We start from the raw sequence: 16636 nt of genomic DNA, 5'->3' as shown, positions 1-16636 counted from the left end.
GGCAGGGCAGTATGCAACGTATCAATTGCGGGGAGGGCGTCGATCCGTGGACCGGCGCGCGAGTGTTGAGCGAGATGCCGGAAATCGATCCGACGTCGCTCGTACGCGATAGCGATTTCGGGCGCTTCACCTATCTCGGACCGAATTCGGCGGTGCGGGCATCGACGATCGGCGACTACGGCTACGCGATGGGGAGTAACCAGATCGCGCACGCGCACATTGGCAAGTTCGTCAATATCGCGACGGGCGTTCGCATCAATCCGTCGAATCATCCGATGTGGCGCGCGACGCTGCATCACTTCACGTATCGTTCGCGCTCATATGGCATGTCGCTCGACGACGATGCCGAGATCTTCGACTGGCGCGCGCAAGACGCCATCACGATCGGGCCGGATGTCTGGATAGGCCACAACGCGATCATCATGCCGGGGGTGAGCATCGGCACAGGGGCGGCAATCGGCTCGGGCGCAGTGGTGACGAAGGACGTGCCGCCGTACGCGATTGTGGTCGGCGTGCCCGCCCGGGTGCTGCGCTATCGCATGGACGACCGCACTGCCGAGCGCATGCAGGCTATTGCGTGGTGGGACTGGAATCCTGCGCAACTGGACGCGGCGCTCGCCGATTTCAGAAACCTCAGTTCGGCAGCGTTCGTGGAGAAGTACGAGCGGTAAGCGTAAGGTAGGTTAGGCAGGCTAGCGTGCCGTCTCTTTCGGGAAGGCACGCATTAGGACGCTTCGTACAGATCGATGCCCATCTTCGACAACGCCGACGTGCGGCCTTGCACGAATTGCGCCGCCTGAGTCGCCAGCCACGCTTCGAACACGCCGACCGACGGTGACTCGCGATTGCGCGTCACCGTCCAGTAGCTTGCTGGCGAGCGAACCGCCACTGGCAGAACCGGCACGAGTCGTCCGTCTGCCAGTTCATCCACAATCAGTGAGGCGCGGCCGATGGCGACGCCCTGATGATTGAGCGCTGCGCTATACGCCATGCTCGCCAGATTGAAGCGCGGTCCGTTCACAAAGGGCAGCCAATCGGGCCGGATCGCCTGCATCCAGGCCTGCCATTCCGCCGACGCTTCCGCGCCCGGCCACGCAAACGCATCGTGGAGCAGTACGCAGGACGCATCGATGCGTCCCTCGGCCAGTATCGGTGTGCGCTGGATGTAGGCGGGCGTTGCCACGGGGATCAGCCACTCGTCGAACAATCCGGCCCGGTTACCGGACGTGCCCGGGATCTCGGCGCAGTACCGGATCGCCAGATCGATTTCCGTGATGTTGTCCGTTGCGACCCCGAGCGCGCCGAACTCGGCCATCAACTGCACCGGGTTGCGCTCGTCGTGGTGGTGATACTGCGACAGCCGTGACACCAGCCAGTGCAGCGCAAACGACGGGCAGCACCCGACCTTCACCGGTGTGGCCGCATTGGAAATGCTCGCCAGCGTCGATTCGATTTCGTCGAACGCCCGCTGTGCGCCTTCGAGCAACGTCACTCCTTCCGAGGTCAGCGCCAGACTTCGATGCCCGCGCACGAACAGTGGGTACCCCAGACGACGTTCCAACTGACGCATTTGCTGACTGATGGCGCTTTGCGTCAGGCTGAGCGCGTCTGCCGCCCGCGTAAAGCTGAGCAGCTTTGCCGCCACCGCGAATGAGCGCAATGCGCCGAGCAAAGACGCGTCGACCATGTTTCGCATTAGTTGATCTAACTCCAAAGTAAGAAATCGTCGCTTGTCACATCTGCGCGATTTTTAGACCATCCTTGGGTCGCGCCAATGAAATGGCCGTTTGCAGGGTCGCGCTGATCGTGAGTGACGTGCATGACGTGCGAATTAGCATAAGCCATTTTGTCGGGAAACGAATGCCTGATGACGGAATAGGGTTCTGATGCCGGACAAGTTTTTTCGCTGGAAAAATCTCCTCTTGATCTTGATGGTGGCCGGGGTGAGCTGCGTAGGTGCCATCGCCGCCTACATCGTGGTGGTGGTCTACCCCGAACTTCCCAACGTCGCCTCGCTGGCCGAATACCGGCCGACGGAGCCGATGCGCATTTACTCGGCGAATGGTGAGCTGCTTGCGGAGTATGGGATCGAGAAGCGAATCCCATTGAAATATGAAGAGATCCCCGCGCGGTTGCGCAATGCATTGCTTGCGACTGAGGACGTGCATTTCTTCGAACACGAGGGCGTTGATTTTCCGGGGCTGGCGCGCGCCACTTTCGTGAACGTCATGCACGGAGGAAAAGCGCAGGGTGCCAGCACCATCACGATGCAGCTCGCTCGCAACTTCTTTCTCACGCGTCAAAAGACTTACGCGCGAAAGCTCTACGAAATCTTGCTCGCCATCAAGATCGAGAAGGCATTGACCAAGCCCCAGATCCTCACGCTGTACATGAATCAGGTCTACCTGGGGGAACGCGCGTATGGTTTTGCGGCCGCCGCCCGGGTCTATTACGAAAAGGCCGTGGGTGACCTGACGCTCGATGAGTGCGCCATGCTTGCCGGGCTTCCCAAAGCGCCTGCCGCGCTGAACCCCATCGTCAATCCGGCCGGTGCCAGAGAGCGACAGCTTGCTGTGCTGGCGCGCATGCAGAGCGCCGGTGTCGTAACCCACGAGGAATACGCGTTGGCGGTGAAAGCGCCGGCGTTTATGCCACCCGAACGGTCTCGCCCGAACGTTCCGGCGTCGTCCGTCAACGAAACGGTGCGTCGGCTGATGGTGAGCGCATTCGGCGACGACGCGTATGAGTCGGGGTTGCACGTCTGGACGACGATCGATCCGGAGAAGCAACGCGCCGCTGCGCAGTCCGTCGCGGACGGCGTCAAGGCGTATGAGCGTCGTCACCCTCGCTGGCCGGGCGTTCAGGCAGCGCTCGTCGCCGTCGCGCCGGAAGACGGTGCAATTCTGGCGATGGTCGGCGACAACGGGGTCTCCGGGCAGCACTTCAATCGCGTCACGCAAATTTCGCGGCAACCTGGGTCGGCATTCAAGCCGTTTCTATATGCAGCCGCGCTCGCGGACGGCTACGGCCCAACGACTGCCGTGTACGACGTCCCGGTGGTGATCAGACCTGCGCCTGACGCGCCGATATGGCGACCGAAGCCCGATGGTCGGGAACTGGGGGAGATTCCCCTCGGCACCGCGCTGACGCGCTCGCGCAACTTCGTCGCGATTCGTCTCGCGCAAGCCGTGGGGCCGCAACGGGCGAAGGACTACATCGTTCGGAACTTCGGCTTCCGCGAAGCGATGATCCCCGCCAACTTGCCGATGGCACTTGGCGCAGGCGCGGTGTCACCGCTTGAGATGGCGGTGGGTTACAGCGTCTTTGCGAACGGGGGGTATCGCGTCAGTCCCTATCTGATCGCCAAAGTCGTCGATTCGAGTGGGGCGGTGCAGTACGAGGCCAAGCCGCAGCGCGCCCGCGTGATTGACGAGAGCGTGAGCTATCTGATGTCCGGCATGCTCCGACAGGTCGCACAACGAGGCACGGCGTCTGCCACGCGCGTCCTGAAGCGCAACGATCTCGCGGGCAAGACCGGGACCACCAACGACTACCGAGACGGCTGGTTCGGCGGATTCCAGAACACGATTGCCGCCGTCGCCTGGATGGGGTTCGATTCGCCGCGCTCGCTCGGTCCCGGGGAATGGGGATCGAAGACGGCGCTGCCGATGTGGATCGACTTCATGGGACGCGTGCTCACGGACGTTCCCGAGGCGGACCTAGTACCGCCGCAGAGCATCGTCGAGATCGACGGCGTGCCTTACGCCCGTGGCTCCACGCCGGGGCATGGCTTCGTCGAGAAACTGTCCGAGGATGGTGATGTCGTGCGCCGTGAAGACGCGTCGCCCGAGCACCCACCCGAAGCGGCGTCGCACGCCGACGCCGCTGAGCGCACGCCGGTAAGTCGTCCACCGGAGACGGCCTCGCAGGAACGGCAGCGAATTCTCCAATATTTCCTTCAACCGTAATTCACCATGCTCTGCGTTGGCACGTGTGGCCGCGCGAGGAGGCGTTTTGATTTCATCACTGGCTTCGGCACTCAGCAAATTTCCGACCGTCGCGCTGACGCGTCTGTCCACGCCCGTTACGCGCGTCGAGCGTCTCGAACAGGCGTGTGGCGCGCAATCGCGTGGCATCCGGATCTTCGTCAAGCGCGACGATATCGGCGACATCGGTAACGGCGGCAACAAGCTCCGCAAGCTGACGTTCTTGCTCGGACAGGCGCAGGCCGAGCGCGCCGACACGGTGATTACCGTAGGCGGCATTCAGTCGAATCACGCGCGACTCACGGCGGCCGCGTGCGCGAAACTCGGCCTCGCTTGCGAACTGTTTCTCTCGGACATGGTGCCCATTCAGAGCACCGAGTACCGCGAAGGCGGAAACGTACTGCTCGACCGGATCTTCGGGGCGACGTTGACGGTCGTGGCGTCGGATCGAGACGTCATGGCCGTCGCCAACGCAAGGGCGGCCGAGCTGGCGTCTGCCGGGCGTCGTGTGATGGTCATTCCTGCCGGTGGCTCATCGCCGCTGGGGACGTTGGGGTATGCGAAGTGCGCTCAGGAGATTCTCGAATTCGAAGCAGAGAACGCCGTCGAATTCCGTCATATCGTGATCCCCAACGGCAGCCACGGCACGCAGGCCGGACTGATCGCCGGGTTGACGTTTGCCGGTCAGCGCGGTGGGCGAGTAAAGGCTTATTCGGTGCTGGCGGACCGTGACACGACACATGCCAAGACGGCCGCGTTGGCGCGCAAGGCGCTGGAGTTGCTCGGCGGGAACCCGGCGGACGTGGATGCGCACGTCGACGTCGTCGTCGACGGCGGCTATCGGGGCGCAGCCTATGGCATTCCCACGCAGGCCATGGTCGACGCGGTCCGGCTGCTGGCCAGAACCGAAGGCATTCTGTTAGACCCTGTGTACTCGGGGAAGGCGTTCTCTGGGCTGCTGGCCGATATCGGGAACGACCTCATTCCCGCTGGGGCAGACGTCCTGTTCGTCGCCACGGGCGGCGTGCCGGGCCTCTTCGCTTACCGCGACACGTTAGCGTAGACAGCGACGGCCATTTGACGGCCAGCCGGTCAGTACAAAGCGGTGCGGCCGGCAAGATCGTTTCGTATCTGCTATAGTTCGCCTCATCGAAAACGTTTTCGGTGTCAGCAAACTACGAAACCTGCAATGAAACAGCGGACCAACATCGTCGAACTCGCACGCCATCTGGGCCTTTCCGTGTCTACGGTCTCGAAGGCCCTGAACGGCCGCTCGGACGTAAGCGAAGCGACGAAGCAGAGGGTGCTGGAAGCTGCGAGCGGCCTGGGGTTCTCGCCCGATCCGGCAGGCCGACGGTTGCGCATGGGGTCGTCGGAGACGATCGGCTTTGTGCTGTCGCCACCGCAAGCTCACTTCGCGCAGCCGTTTTTCCTCGATCTGCTGATGGGCATCGATCAGGGGTTGGAGAACACACCGTTCCAACTGGTCATCGTCACGGCGCGGACGGTGGAATCGGAAGTTGAGAGCTTTCACCGCCTGGTCGAGCGTCAGCGTGTCGATGCCGTGATGTTCGGCAGGACGCGGCGCGACGATGCCCGAATCCAGTTGCTCCAGGATCGCGGGATTCCGTTCGTGACACTGGGGCGAAGCGAGACGGGCGATCCGTTTCCCTATGTCGATATCGACCGGACCGTGGCCGGACGCAACGGTACCGCGCGCTTTATCGGTCTGGGACATCGTCGCATCGGATTGCTCTCTACGCCGGGCTACCTCATGCTCAGTCAGCATCTGCGAGAGGGCTATCTTGCCGCGCTGGACGCGGCGAAGCTCCCGTTCGATCCGGATCTTGTCGTGGAGTGCGATCTGTCGGAAGAGGGCGGATTGAAGGGCGCACGGCAACTGCTGAGCATGAAGCACCCGCCGACGGCATTCATGTGCGGGCACGATCTGATCGCGAGCGGCGCGATGCAGGCGATCGTCGAAACGGGGCGACGTCCCGGTGCCGACATCGGCGTGATCGGCTGCGACAACCATCCGCTGGGTCCGTACCTGAATCCGCCGCTGACGACATTCTCCGCACCGACGGTGGAAGCGGGCAAGCGCATGGTGCAATTGCTGCTGGCGCATCTCGATGGCAGGCCCATCGAAACGCTGCAAGAAGTGTGGTCGCCGGAGTTGATCCTGCGTGCCTCTCATGGCGGCGCGGTCGGCGCTTAGTAGCGTCGACCATATCGGGCCTCTTACGGTCGTGCTATCGCATGGCCATTTTTTGACACTATTAACGAAATCGTTTTCGATTCCAACCGCTTGATGAAGAACAGACCTATGAAAGTACGCGAAGGAAGCTGCCTGTGCGACACCGTCCGTTACACGTTGAAGGATGCACCGCAAGCGACCGTGATTTGTCATTGCACGCATTGCCAGAAGGCGAGCGGCAGTGCGTTTTCGGTCAACCTGTTGGTCAGCGAGTCGGACTACGAGCAGACGGGCGAGACGAAGTTCCTCGTCGACATCGGGGATAGCGGGACGCCGTCCTACCGACACTTCTGCGGGAACTGCGGCTCGCCTGTGTTCACGAAGGCCTCGAACCTTCCCGGCATCGTGTTGGTCAAGGCGGGCACGCTCGACGACAAGGCGGGTATTCGTCCACAAGCGGAGATCTACACGGACTGCGCCGTCGCGTGGCATGTGTCTCCCGAAGGCACGTCTCGCTTCACGCAAGCCCCTCCGGCCTGATGGCTTCACGCCATAGGGCGTTGTTTTACCCGAAATCGAAAACGTTTTCGATCCAGCATTTTCATTACGTTATTGTCGAGGCCAGGTGGCCCCGACGCTCTCAGCTAACGCATCCATTGCAAGGAGTTTTCTCATGAGCTTCCAAAGCATCAACCCCGCAACGGGCCAACTTCTGAAAGCGTTTCCGATTCAATCCGACGCCGAGGTCTTCGCCGCCCTGGAGACGGCCGACAAGCTGTATCGCGAGGACTGGCGTTTCCGGCCGGTAGCCGAGCGCATCGCCGTCATTGCGCGTGCCGCGAAGATCCTGCGCGAGAAGCGCGACGAATACGTCACCTATCCGACGCTTGAGATGGGCAAGGTGACGCGCTTCGGCTACATGGAGATCGATCTCGTCGCGGACATTCTCGATTACTACGCGGCCAATGGCGAACGCCTGCTAGCCGCTCAGGCGCTGCCGGGGGAACCGGGGGCTGTGCTGCTGTCCGAGCCCATCGGCGTGATCCTCGCCATCGAGCCGTGGAATTTCCCGTACTACCAGTTGGTCCGCGTGGCTGCACCGCAACTGATCGCAGGCAACGTGGTGCTGATGAAGCATGCGGAGAACGTGCCGCAATGCGCGCTGGCGTTCGCGCGCCTGTTCGAAGAGGCGGGGGCACCGCAGGGCGCTTACACCAATCTCTTTTGCAGCATCGACCAGATCGGCAAGCTGATCGACGACTTCCGCGTGCGCGGCGTTGCCCTGACAGGGAGCGAGCGCGCCGGCACGTCCGTGGGCGAGCGTGCCGGGCGCAATCTGAAGAAGGTCATTCTGGAGCTTGGGGGCAGCGATCCCGCGATTGTGATGCCGGGCGCGCCGTTGGACCACGCCGTCGAGCAGATTGTGATGGGCCGTACGTTCAACTCCGGACAAGGGTGCGTCAACATCAAGCGCGTCATCGTGATCGGACGCGAGCGCGGCGAGCAAATGCTGACGGCGCTGCGGGAGAAGTTCGCCGCCATCAAGGTGGGTGATCCGACCGATGCGGACACGCTGCTCGGCCCGCTCGTGAGCGAACGTGCGCTGAATGGGCTGCTCAAGCAGATCGAGGACGCCGAGGCCGCAGGGGGGCGCATCGTCTTCGGCGGCAAGCGCGTCGCGCGCCCTGGCTTCTATCTCGAACCGACGATCATCACCGACATCGACGCGCAAAACCCGCTCTATACGCAGGAAGCCTTCGGACCGGTGCTGTCGTTCTACGTCGTGGACACCGAGGAAGAGGCCATCGAGCTGGCCAACGCCACACCTTACGGCCTGGGCGGCTACGTGTTCGATGCCGACGTGGATAGCGCCCGGCGCATCGCGTCGCATATCGATTCCGGCATGGTCTACATCAACTCGTGCTTTGCCGATTCGCCGGGGCTGCCGTTCGGTGGCGTAAAGAACTCCGGCTTCGGGCGTGAGCTGTCGGAGATCGGGATGGGCGAGTTTCTGAATCGCAAGCTGATTCGCGTGGCAGACGTCGGCTGAGCTTAGGTTAGGCCAGAGCCAAAGATGCGGAATCGCCGTGAAAGGGATTCCGCATCTTTGCCTGTGCGTCAGTCGCTCAGGACTGCGCCGCCGTCTGGCGGGGCGACAGCAAGTCGCCGAGATCGATGGCGTTGTATATTTCACGGCGCATACGGTCGGCTACCGCGTTGACGACCTCCGCGCCGTCTTGCGACGGATCGACGTGCACGCGGAACGGGCGACGGCCGTGCGGCAGTCCGACGACACGCACGATCTCACGGGCCACGTCTGCAGGGTCCGCGTCTGCCGGTTCCAGGCCTGCAAGCCCCTTAAGAGCGGTTTCCGCCACACCCGCATACGGCCCTTGCTCGTACTCAGCGGCGATATGTGCATCGGCGGGCTTGCCCGAATGGGCGAAGTGGTTCGTTCCCTTGGTGAATGCGCCCGGCACCATGATGGTCGTCTCGATACCCCAGCGCGAAAGCTCGGTCGAATACGACACAGCCAGCGCATCCATCGCGGCCTTCGCGGCGAAGTACGGTGCGAGGAACGGTGGCGTACCGCCCCGCGTCGACGACGAGCCCACCCACAGCATCAGCGCACGGCCTTGCTTGCGCAGGTGCGGCAGGGCAGCACGGTTGACGCGTTGCGCACCGAGCACGTTGACGTCGTACTGCTGAATCATTTGTTCAGGCGTGAAAGCTTCGGCAGGCCCGAAGACCATATGCCCCGCGTTGTGGATGAGGACGTCCAGACCGCCCGCGTCGGCGAGCACGTGCTCGATGGCGGCAGCAGCCGACGCTTCCGACTGCACGTCCAGCTCGACGGTGCGCAGGTCCACAGCATTGTCAGACGCCCATTGGGCCACTTCGGCCACGCGCGGGGCATTTCTGCCCGAGGTGTCACGCATGGAGGCGTAGACGGTGTGACCGGCTTTGGCCAGCGCTTGGGCGGTCATCAGGCCAAAGCCCGACGAGGCACCGGTAATCAGAATGGTTTGAGGCTGGGTATGAGACATGACGACGGCTCCCTAAGGTGAGCTAAGGTGAGAAATGGGCGGAGAAAACTCAGTTTGAATTCGATGGATTCGGTGCAGACGCCTTACTGCGCGGCAGACGACCCGTTAGTGGCCTTGAGACCGCTGTAAAACTGCTTTCCGGCGGCGAGGTGTCGGTCAAACCTGAAACCTCGCGCCAGCATGTCGTCCATATCGGCGGCGGCAATATGCATGACGTAACTGTGATCGTTGGCGACGAGTCGGTAATCGCGGCCGCTCACCCGATCACGGTTGAACCACTTCCCCGGATCGGCGTGCCCGCTCGGGTAGCGTTGCCCACCCACGACCAGATCCCATCCGCCATCCAGCAGGATCCAGTACCCGTCGAAATCTTTCGGGCTTTCCGGTGTGGCGATGGGTTGCCCCTTGGTCACCTCCCACTCGCGCGAGTGTCCGATGACCCAGCGCAACTGGTCGGTCGTCAACTCGGTGAAAAACGGGGTGTGACGCAGCAAGTGCAAATAGGTCACGCTGGGTTTCATGGACGGCGTCTCCTGCTGATCAGTCCGCGCACATGCTGCTGTCGCGCCAATCAATGCGATTAGCGAGAGGCTCGATAGCAGCATGGCGGCTTGGCGAAAGCGCTTCATGGCTGGGAACGCTCAGACGACGCCGCCGTTGGCGCGCAGCACCTGGCCATTGACCCAACCGCTGTCCGGGCCGGCGAGAAACGCCACGACGTTGGCGATATCGTCGGGCTGCCCGAGGCGTTCGAGCGGCGGCATCTTGGCAAAGGTCTGAATCTGCTCGTCGGTCTTGCCGTTCAGAAACAATTCGGTCGCCACCGGGCCCGGTGCAACGGCGTTGACGGTGATGCGACGCCCGCGCAGCTCCTTGGCGAACACTCGCGTGAACGACTCCACAGCCGCCTTGGTGCCGTTGTAAATGGCGTAGCCCGGCATGTTCAGGCCAAGCGTGGTGCTCGACACATTGACGATGTGACCGCCTTCGTTCATGCGCGTCGCGGCTTCGCGCAGCGTATTGAAGACGCCGCGCGTGTTGATCGCGAAGTTCTGCTCGTACAGTTCGTCGCTGGTTTGCGCGAGGGGGGCCGTCTTGAGAATCCCGGCGTTGTTCACTAGCACGTCGATCTTGCCGAGCTGCTGCTCGACCGTGTCGAACATCGCCTTGACCTCGGCCGACTTCGAGACGTCGGCCTTCACGGCGATGGCGGCGGTCCCGGCGTTGACCAGTTCGGCCACCAGCGCATCGGCCTCGACGGCGTTCGAGGCGTAGTTGATGGCGACGGAGAAGCCGTCACGTGCGAGGCGGCGGGCGATGGTGGCGCCAATGCCGCGCGAAGCACCGGTGATCAGCGCAATTTGAGACGTTTTCATGGTGGTTTCCAGTTCAGGTGGTCGGTGAAGACATTCTGGTTCATTCCATTTGAAAGATCATTGGGGGCGATTTGTTTTCAGAATTCCATTTGCTTTAACAAATCGATGGCACTATGGCGGGCAGCGGCACGGATTGCCGGCAACACCCCGGGGGACCGAAACACCATGGACCGATTTCAGGAAATGCAGGTTTTCGTACGCATCGCCGACCGGCACAGCTTCTCGCTCGCGGCCGACGATTTGCAAATTCCGCGCGCGACCGTCACTAACCTGATCAAGCGGCTGGAGGCACGCATCGGCGTGCGGTTGCTGGAGCGCACCACACGCCAGGTACGGCTGACGCTGGAGGGAGAGGAGTACTACCGTCGATGCGTGCGGCTGCTGGCCGATCTGGAGGAGACCGACGGGGCATTCCGCAGCGCGCCGCCGAAAGGGCTGTTACGGGTGAATCTTCAGGGGACGCTCGCCAAACACTTCATCATGCCCACGCTCGGCACCTTTCTCGACGCCTACCCCGGCATCGCCCTGCACGTTGGCGAGGACGACCGGCTGATCGACATGGTCAGGGAGGGGGTGGACTGCGTGCTGCGCGCGGGCGTCTTGCAAGATTCGTCGCTAGTCGGCAAGCAGGTCGCGACGATGGAGCAGGTCACGGTCGCCAGTCCGGCGTATTTGCAGCGATATGGCACGCCGGACACACTCGACGATCTGGCGACGCACGTTGCCGTCGACTACGTGTCCAGCGCAACCGGGCGTCCCGTGCCGCTGGACTTTCGACTCGACGGCGAATACGTCACCCGGCGGTTGAAATCGACGGTTTCCGTGAACGGCGCGGACTTGTACACCGGTGCGGCGCTCGCCGGTCTGGGGCTCGTTCAGGTGCCGCGATATCGTATCGAAAACGAGTTGGGGGACGGCCGGTTGCAGATCGTTCTGGCGGACTATCCACCGCCGTCGATGCCGGTTTCGGTGCTTTACCCGCATAGCCGTCAATTGTCGCGTCGTGTGAAAGTCTTCACCGAGTGGCTCTCGGCGCAATTCGCGCGCGTTCAGGACAAAGGCCGCTGAGCGTGTGAAGTTGCGAGCCTGCGAGGATCAGTCGATATCGGATACGTCGTGCTTGAAGGCGTTCGGCGGCGCATAGCCGTGTTGTCTGAACAGTCGCGCGAGATAGGACGGAGAGTCCAGTCCGACAGCCGCGGCGACAGCAAGCACCGTCATGCCGGGCGCGCGAAGCAAGGTTGCGGCAATTTCCACGCGTCGTCGCGACTGGTAATCGACAACGGACTCGCCCGTGGCGTCCCGGAAAATCCGCGTCAACGTGCGCCGTGAAAGGCCGAACTCATAGGCGATGCGATCGAGCGTGACGGGTTGATCGAGCGTTGCGTCCAGAAACGTCCGGATATCTCGCACCATCTCGGCGTGGGCATCGCGGCGACCTGGTGAGATCGGCGCGGACGTCAGACCGGCTTCAACGCAACTCGCCGCAAGCATACGGACAGCGAGATCTGCGCGGAAGGCTGCCAGATCGGGCACCGGCATATCGTTTGGCGTGCGCGCGTCGCTTGCCACGCGTACCGCATCGAGGAGACCCAGCGGTGCCGACCAGATCGAGATGCGCTCGCACGCGAGCTTGCGCCGTGCCTTACGCTCGCAAAACGCCACAAAATCGCTCGCGACATAGACGGCGACGTGCGACTGTCCGGGCCGGTAGCCCCGCGTATCGTGAACACGCTGAGGCGGCACCACGACGAAGGACTTCGGCGCGACGCGCACCGGTGCGATATTCGATTCGACGTTGAGCACGAGTTGCCCGGTGCGGGGCAGCAAGAACATGTACTCGTCGTCATGCGCGTGAGGGTGCGTGCGGTATTCACCGACGCTCACATGCCGGACATCGGCGATGCGATCTCCGTGCAAATGACGCGATGCGGTGGGATAAGGCTTCACTCTCGGTTCCTTGGCGGGGCAGGCCGGTTGGCAACGTTGCCAGCACATATTCCGGCGTGCAGGCGACCAGTATAGTCTTTGTCCAACGCGTCGGTGGTACCAGCCTGAGCGAGGTTTGGCCCGATCGGACGCATGTTCTGGCCCGATGGGCGGCGACTGTTGTTCCGACGTTGGGCATGCTTGCGCCACTTGCCATCAGGAGTGTCCGATGACCACCCCAAGCCTTGTTCCCCATATTTCCTCAGTGCAGACGCCCACGCCGGATCTGCGCTTCGTCAACGTGTTTTCCGCCGGTGCCGGTGGCGGCAACCCGGCACCCGTCGTGTTCGACGCCGACAGCCTGTCGTCCGACGACATGAGGGCTATTGCCGCCCGCTACGGCCATGAAAGCGCCTTCGTCTGTCGAGCCAGCGACCCGCGCAATACGGTTCGTCTACGATTTTTCGTCCCAGCGCATGAGATGGAGATGTGCGGTCACGCCACCCTCGGTGCGATGTGGTTGCTGCGTGAAGCGGGCCGCTGGACGACGGCAAGCGCGACGATTGAAACACTCAGCGGTCTGGTCGACGTACGTTTCGACGAGGCGACGCAGCGGATCGACGTGGGCCAGCCGCGTGGCGTCGTCGAACCAGTGGACGACCCAACGCTGGTGGAGGCCATTTGCGAAGTGCTTGGCATCGGTGCGGACGATCTGGCACCGATGGGCATTGTGAATGCGCGCACCAGCCGTACGAAAACGCTGATTCCCCTTCGCACAGTGGAAAAGCTGAACACGCTTACGCCGAACTTCGGCGCAGTCGCCGCCCTGTGCGACGGCCTCGATTCGACCGGCCTTTATCCGTTTGCCGTCGAGCGCACTCGGCCGCTGGAATTGCATGCGCGCCAGTTTCCGCGTTCCTCGGGCTATCCGGAAGATGCCGCCACGGGCATCGCCGCTGCTGCCACGCTTTATGGCGTGCTGCATTACGGCCTGCTGGCAAACGGCGAGTCGACCATGCGTGTCTACCAGGGTTTTGCAATGGGCCGTCCGTCCTGCATACGCGTGGCGCTACGCGAACCCGGCCATCGCGACTCGGGTTGCTGGATCAGCGGTGCGGTCGAATTCGCCATGCTGGAGCCGCATGCATGAGGCGGTAGGGGGCCATCGACGACGACTGAATCGTCAACCTGATGGGAAGCTTCGACCTCTTCCTTCGCAGTCCAAAAATTGTCAATATGTCGGACATCGCGCCAGCTCTCGGCGCGATGCTCGATAAACGACATAACAGGAGCGAATTCATGACATCGTCGAAGACCCCCCGCCAGGCTCTGATGCACTCGATCGCGATTGCCGCACTGACGTTGAGCGCCGGCGGTTACGCCGTGACGGCCACCGCCGCCGATACGGCGCAACCCAAGCCACGTATTCTCGTGCTCGCGACCGGCGGCACGATCGCCAGCACCGGCGACGCACGCTCGGCCATCGGCTATAACGCCGGCGGCGTGACGGGAGAGCAACTGACGGCCAGCGTGCCTGGTCTGGACAAGCTGGCCACGATCAAAGCGGAGCAGATTTCGAACATCGGCTCGCAGGACATGAACAGCAAGGTCTGGTATCAGTTGGCCGCGCGCATCAAGCAGGCATTCGAGCGTAACGAGGCCGACGGCATCGTGATCACGCACGGCACCGATACCATGGAGGAAACGGCGTTCTTCCTCGATAACGTGCTCGCGACCAGCCAGCCGGTCGTGCTGGTCGGCTCCATGCGTCCGAGTACGGCGGTGAGTGCCGACGGTCCGGGCAATCTCTACGAAGCGGTCGAAGTGGCGGCTAGTGCGCAGTCTCGCAACCGGGGCGTGCTCGTCGTCCTGAACGACACGATTCACTCGCCGCGCTGGGTCACCAAGACGAATACCACGTCGGTGCAGACGTTTCAAAACCCGAACGGCGGGCCGCTCGGATACGTCGATCCTGCGTCGATCCGCTATCTCGCCGCAGCACCGGCGGGACGAAAAGGTGCGCTGGCAGTCCCCAACGCCGGTTTGCCGCGCGTCGACATCGTCTACGCACATGCCGACATGGATGCCACCCAGATCGATGACGCGGTGCGACGCGACGCCAAGGGCATCGTGCTCGCGGGCGTGGGCGATGGCAATGCGTCCAAAGCGGCACTCGACGCGCTCGAAGCCGCTGCGCGCAAGGGCATCGTCGTGGTCCGGTCGTCGCGTGTCGGGGCCGGGTTCGTTAACCGTAATGTCGAAGTCTCCGACGACAAGACCGGGTTCGTCGTCTCGTACGATCTGAATCCGCAGAAGGCCCGCGTGCTGACGCAACTCCTTATCGGCAATGGCGTGAGCGCCGCAGACAAGGTGCAGAAGGCGTTCGACGCCACGTACTGACGCGTGTTTTGTGTCGGACTGACTTTGACGAGACGTTGGTGTTTCGCCGCAGGAGTCAGTCCAGCGCAGGCTCTTCTGTGACCTTTCGTTCGCGCAGTTGGCGGAAGAATCGGGCGTTGTGGTGATCGGCGACGGTGAAGACGTCATCAGACGCGCGGGCGAGGGCCGCGAAGAGCCGTTCGAGTTCGTCGTACGCCGGACCGGACATGCCGCAGCGCTTCACCAGAGATTGCCGGATCTCGTCCATTGCAGCCTGCCGGAAGCAATCGAAGGCAGGCGCTGGCGTGGCGTCGAGATGATTGATGTGCGCAAGCAGCATGCCGAGCACCTGCGCGTGCACGAGCGCCGTGGCGCGTTGTTCGATAGCCAGTACGTCGGTTTCCGTCATGATGACCTCCGTCGGACGCTAGTGGAAATGCGAACGGATGCACTTGCAGCATAGCATCGGCGCACGGGGCAAGCTGGCGCGCACGCCGCTTCGTTGTCTCTGACGCAAAAGTGTCGCGTCGAAGGGCCAGAATGTCGCGAACCGTCTCCGGCCAGCCAACAAACCTCTGCCATGCACGACATTGACCAACGATTGGCCGTCGCAGTGCACATCGTCCACGAGGCCGCGTGCTCGGCGCTTGCATTGTTTGACGCGCGCGGACGCTTCGCGCTGGAGGAGAAGGGCGCGCGCGAATATGTGTCCGAAGCCGACCGGATGATCGAACGCCGCATTCGCGAGGCGCTGGCGGCGGCATTGCCGGGGGACGATGTGATGGGGGAGGAGATGGGCGGAGAGGGATCGAACGCCTTCTGGGCCATCGATCCCATCGACGGAACCGCCAACTTTCTGCGCGGATCGCCACTGTGGGGCGTGTCGCTGGGATTTGTCGAGGACGATGAGGCTGTCGTCGGCGTCATCGCTTATCCCTCGCTGGGTATCACACTGAGCGCTGCGCGCGGGCGCGGCCTGTCACGCAACGGGCTGCCGTTCGAACGAATCGTCGACTTCCCGTCGGTGCACCTCGCCGCCGTCGGCGATAACGCCCGTTGGCCTGCCACTGAAATCGCGCAGGTCGAATACGCGTTACGGACGTCGGGCTGGGGCTTGGCTGAGTATCGGTGCGCCACCATCGGCCTTGGCTTCGCTGCGCTCGGCTTCGTCGATGGCTATCTGGAAAGACACACGAGCATCTGGGACATCGCCGCCGGGGCGGCGATTTGCCGTGAAGCCGGTTTAAGCATCCAAGCGCATGGGACGTATGACGGCGGCGGCCAGACGATCTTCGCCGGGACCGACGCATTGCTTACCGTTGTCGGCCCCCATCTCTTTCGAAGCTAGTCGCGCTGCGAGAGCTGAAAGACATTGCCCTCGGGATCTACTCCATCGCACAACGCGTACGGGAATCCGTCGAAGCGTTTCACTTCGCGCATCTGGACGCCCGCTTTCAGCAGCGTCTCCCGTAACTCCGCCAAACCCGACTCCACCGAAAAGACGAGCTTCGCGTTCGACATCTCCCCACTTGTCGGCAGATCGCGATATGCCATGCCGACACGGTGCAGCGCGATCTCGACTTCACCCGCTTTGAGCACCGCCCATTCGTTTTCGATTTCTTCGATCACGGGAAAGGCGAAATGCGTCCGATAAAACGCTTTCAACAACTCAACTTCGCGCACGTAGAGGATCAATCTGGACATGGAAATCGGCATTGCGTG

Annotated in this window: 17 protein-coding genes; 10 read left to right on the top strand and 7 right to left on the bottom strand. The window is 62.6% G+C overall.

The window, feature by feature from the left end:
* Positions 1-11 precede the first annotated feature (11 nt).
* Positions 12-671, top strand: a complete 660-nt coding sequence (locus PAQ31011_RS01425) for a DapH/DapD/GlmU-related protein (protein ID WP_150574149.1) — start codon at positions 12-14, stop codon at positions 669-671.
* A 53-nt stretch (positions 672-724) separates the two neighbouring features.
* Here PAQ31011_RS01425 and PAQ31011_RS01420 read toward each other — a convergent pair whose 3' ends face one another.
* Positions 725-1687 carry a LysR family transcriptional regulator gene (locus PAQ31011_RS01420; protein ID WP_246179280.1) on the bottom strand — a complete coding sequence of 321 codons (963 nt, stop codon included), beginning with the start codon at positions 1685-1687 and terminating at the stop codon, positions 725-727.
* A gap of 244 nt (positions 1688-1931) precedes the next feature.
* On the opposite strand from PAQ31011_RS01420, the gene PAQ31011_RS01415 reads away from it, so the two are divergent.
* The 5 genes from PAQ31011_RS01415 to PAQ31011_RS01395 all read left to right on the top strand — a co-directional run bounded on the left by PAQ31011_RS01415 (position 1932) and on the right by PAQ31011_RS01395 (position 8233).
* Positions 1932-3968 carry a penicillin-binding protein 1A gene (locus tag PAQ31011_RS01415; RefSeq protein WP_246179370.1) on the top strand — a complete coding sequence of 679 codons (2037 nt, stop codon included), beginning with the start codon at positions 1932-1934 and terminating at the stop codon, positions 3966-3968.
* 46 nt (positions 3969-4014) lie between these two features.
* Positions 4015-5049 carry a D-cysteine desulfhydrase family protein gene (locus PAQ31011_RS01410; protein WP_150574146.1) on the top strand — a complete coding sequence of 345 codons (1035 nt, stop codon included), beginning with the start codon at positions 4015-4017 and terminating at the stop codon, positions 5047-5049.
* Positions 5050-5175: 126 nt separating this feature from the next.
* Positions 5176-6204, top strand: a complete 1029-nt coding sequence (locus PAQ31011_RS01405; protein ID WP_150574145.1) for a LacI family DNA-binding transcriptional regulator — start codon at positions 5176-5178, stop codon at positions 6202-6204.
* A 108-nt stretch (positions 6205-6312) separates the two neighbouring features.
* A complete protein-coding gene (locus tag PAQ31011_RS01400) occupies positions 6313-6723 on the top strand; it encodes a GFA family protein (RefSeq protein WP_150574144.1) in 411 nt (136 codons plus the stop codon).
* Between the two features lie 133 nt (positions 6724-6856).
* Positions 6857-8233, top strand: coding sequence for an aldehyde dehydrogenase family protein (locus PAQ31011_RS01395; RefSeq protein ID WP_150574143.1), 1377 nt, complete (start codon positions 6857-6859; stop codon positions 8231-8233).
* Positions 8234-8309: 76 nt separating this feature from the next.
* On the opposite strand, the gene PAQ31011_RS01390 is transcribed toward PAQ31011_RS01395, so the two are convergent.
* From PAQ31011_RS01390 to PAQ31011_RS01380, 3 genes are all read right to left on the bottom strand, one after another.
* Entirely contained in the window at positions 8310-9230 is a 921-nt protein-coding gene (locus PAQ31011_RS01390; protein WP_150574142.1) for an SDR family oxidoreductase, read from the bottom strand.
* 83 nt (positions 9231-9313) lie between these two features.
* A complete protein-coding gene (locus PAQ31011_RS01385) occupies positions 9314-9751 on the bottom strand; it encodes a hypothetical protein (protein WP_246179279.1) in 438 nt (145 codons plus the stop codon).
* Positions 9752-9871: 120 nt separating this feature from the next.
* A complete protein-coding gene (locus tag PAQ31011_RS01380) occupies positions 9872-10606 on the bottom strand; it encodes an SDR family oxidoreductase (protein WP_150574140.1) in 735 nt (244 codons plus the stop codon).
* 165 nt (positions 10607-10771) lie between these two features.
* Between PAQ31011_RS01380 and PAQ31011_RS01375 the strand changes: the two genes are divergently transcribed.
* A complete protein-coding gene (locus PAQ31011_RS01375) occupies positions 10772-11674 on the top strand; it encodes a LysR family transcriptional regulator (protein WP_150574139.1) in 903 nt (300 codons plus the stop codon).
* Positions 11675-11701: 27 nt separating this feature from the next.
* On the opposite strand, the gene PAQ31011_RS01370 is transcribed toward PAQ31011_RS01375, so the two are convergent.
* Complete coding sequence (locus PAQ31011_RS01370) at positions 11702-12556, bottom strand: AraC family transcriptional regulator (protein WP_150574138.1); 855 nt, start codon at positions 12554-12556, stop codon at positions 11702-11704.
* Between the two features lie 208 nt (positions 12557-12764).
* On the opposite strand from PAQ31011_RS01370, the gene PAQ31011_RS01365 reads away from it, so the two are divergent.
* Both PAQ31011_RS01365 and PAQ31011_RS01360 read left to right on the top strand, forming a co-directional pair.
* On the top strand, positions 12765-13685 hold the full coding sequence (locus tag PAQ31011_RS01365) for a PhzF family phenazine biosynthesis protein (RefSeq protein ID WP_150574137.1): 921 nt from the start codon (positions 12765-12767) through the stop codon (positions 13683-13685).
* Between the two features lie 149 nt (positions 13686-13834).
* Complete coding sequence (locus tag PAQ31011_RS01360; protein ID WP_174989859.1) at positions 13835-14935, top strand: asparaginase; 1101 nt, start codon at positions 13835-13837, stop codon at positions 14933-14935.
* A 55-nt stretch (positions 14936-14990) separates the two neighbouring features.
* On the opposite strand, the gene PAQ31011_RS01355 is transcribed toward PAQ31011_RS01360, so the two are convergent.
* On the bottom strand, positions 14991-15323 hold the full coding sequence (locus tag PAQ31011_RS01355; protein WP_150574136.1) for a hypothetical protein: 333 nt from the start codon (positions 15321-15323) through the stop codon (positions 14991-14993).
* Positions 15324-15494: 171 nt separating this feature from the next.
* On the opposite strand from PAQ31011_RS01355, the gene PAQ31011_RS01350 reads away from it, so the two are divergent.
* Positions 15495-16262, top strand: a complete 768-nt coding sequence (locus PAQ31011_RS01350) for an inositol monophosphatase family protein (RefSeq protein WP_150574135.1) — start codon at positions 15495-15497, stop codon at positions 16260-16262.
* Here PAQ31011_RS01350 and PAQ31011_RS01345 read toward each other — a convergent pair.
* The gene (locus tag PAQ31011_RS01345; RefSeq protein WP_150574134.1) at positions 16259-16630 is read right to left on the bottom strand and encodes a VOC family protein; all 372 of its coding nucleotides are present in this window, start codon (positions 16628-16630) and stop codon (positions 16259-16261) included. The genes PAQ31011_RS01350 and PAQ31011_RS01345 overlap by 4 nt on opposite strands.
* Positions 16631-16636 lie beyond the last annotated feature (6 nt).

It is taken from the genome of Pandoraea aquatica, from assembly GCF_902459565.1.
In the GTDB taxonomy this organism is placed as follows: Bacteria; Pseudomonadota; Gammaproteobacteria; order Burkholderiales; family Burkholderiaceae; genus Pandoraea; species Pandoraea aquatica.
This window is presented reverse-complemented; position numbering and strand designations above follow the sequence as displayed.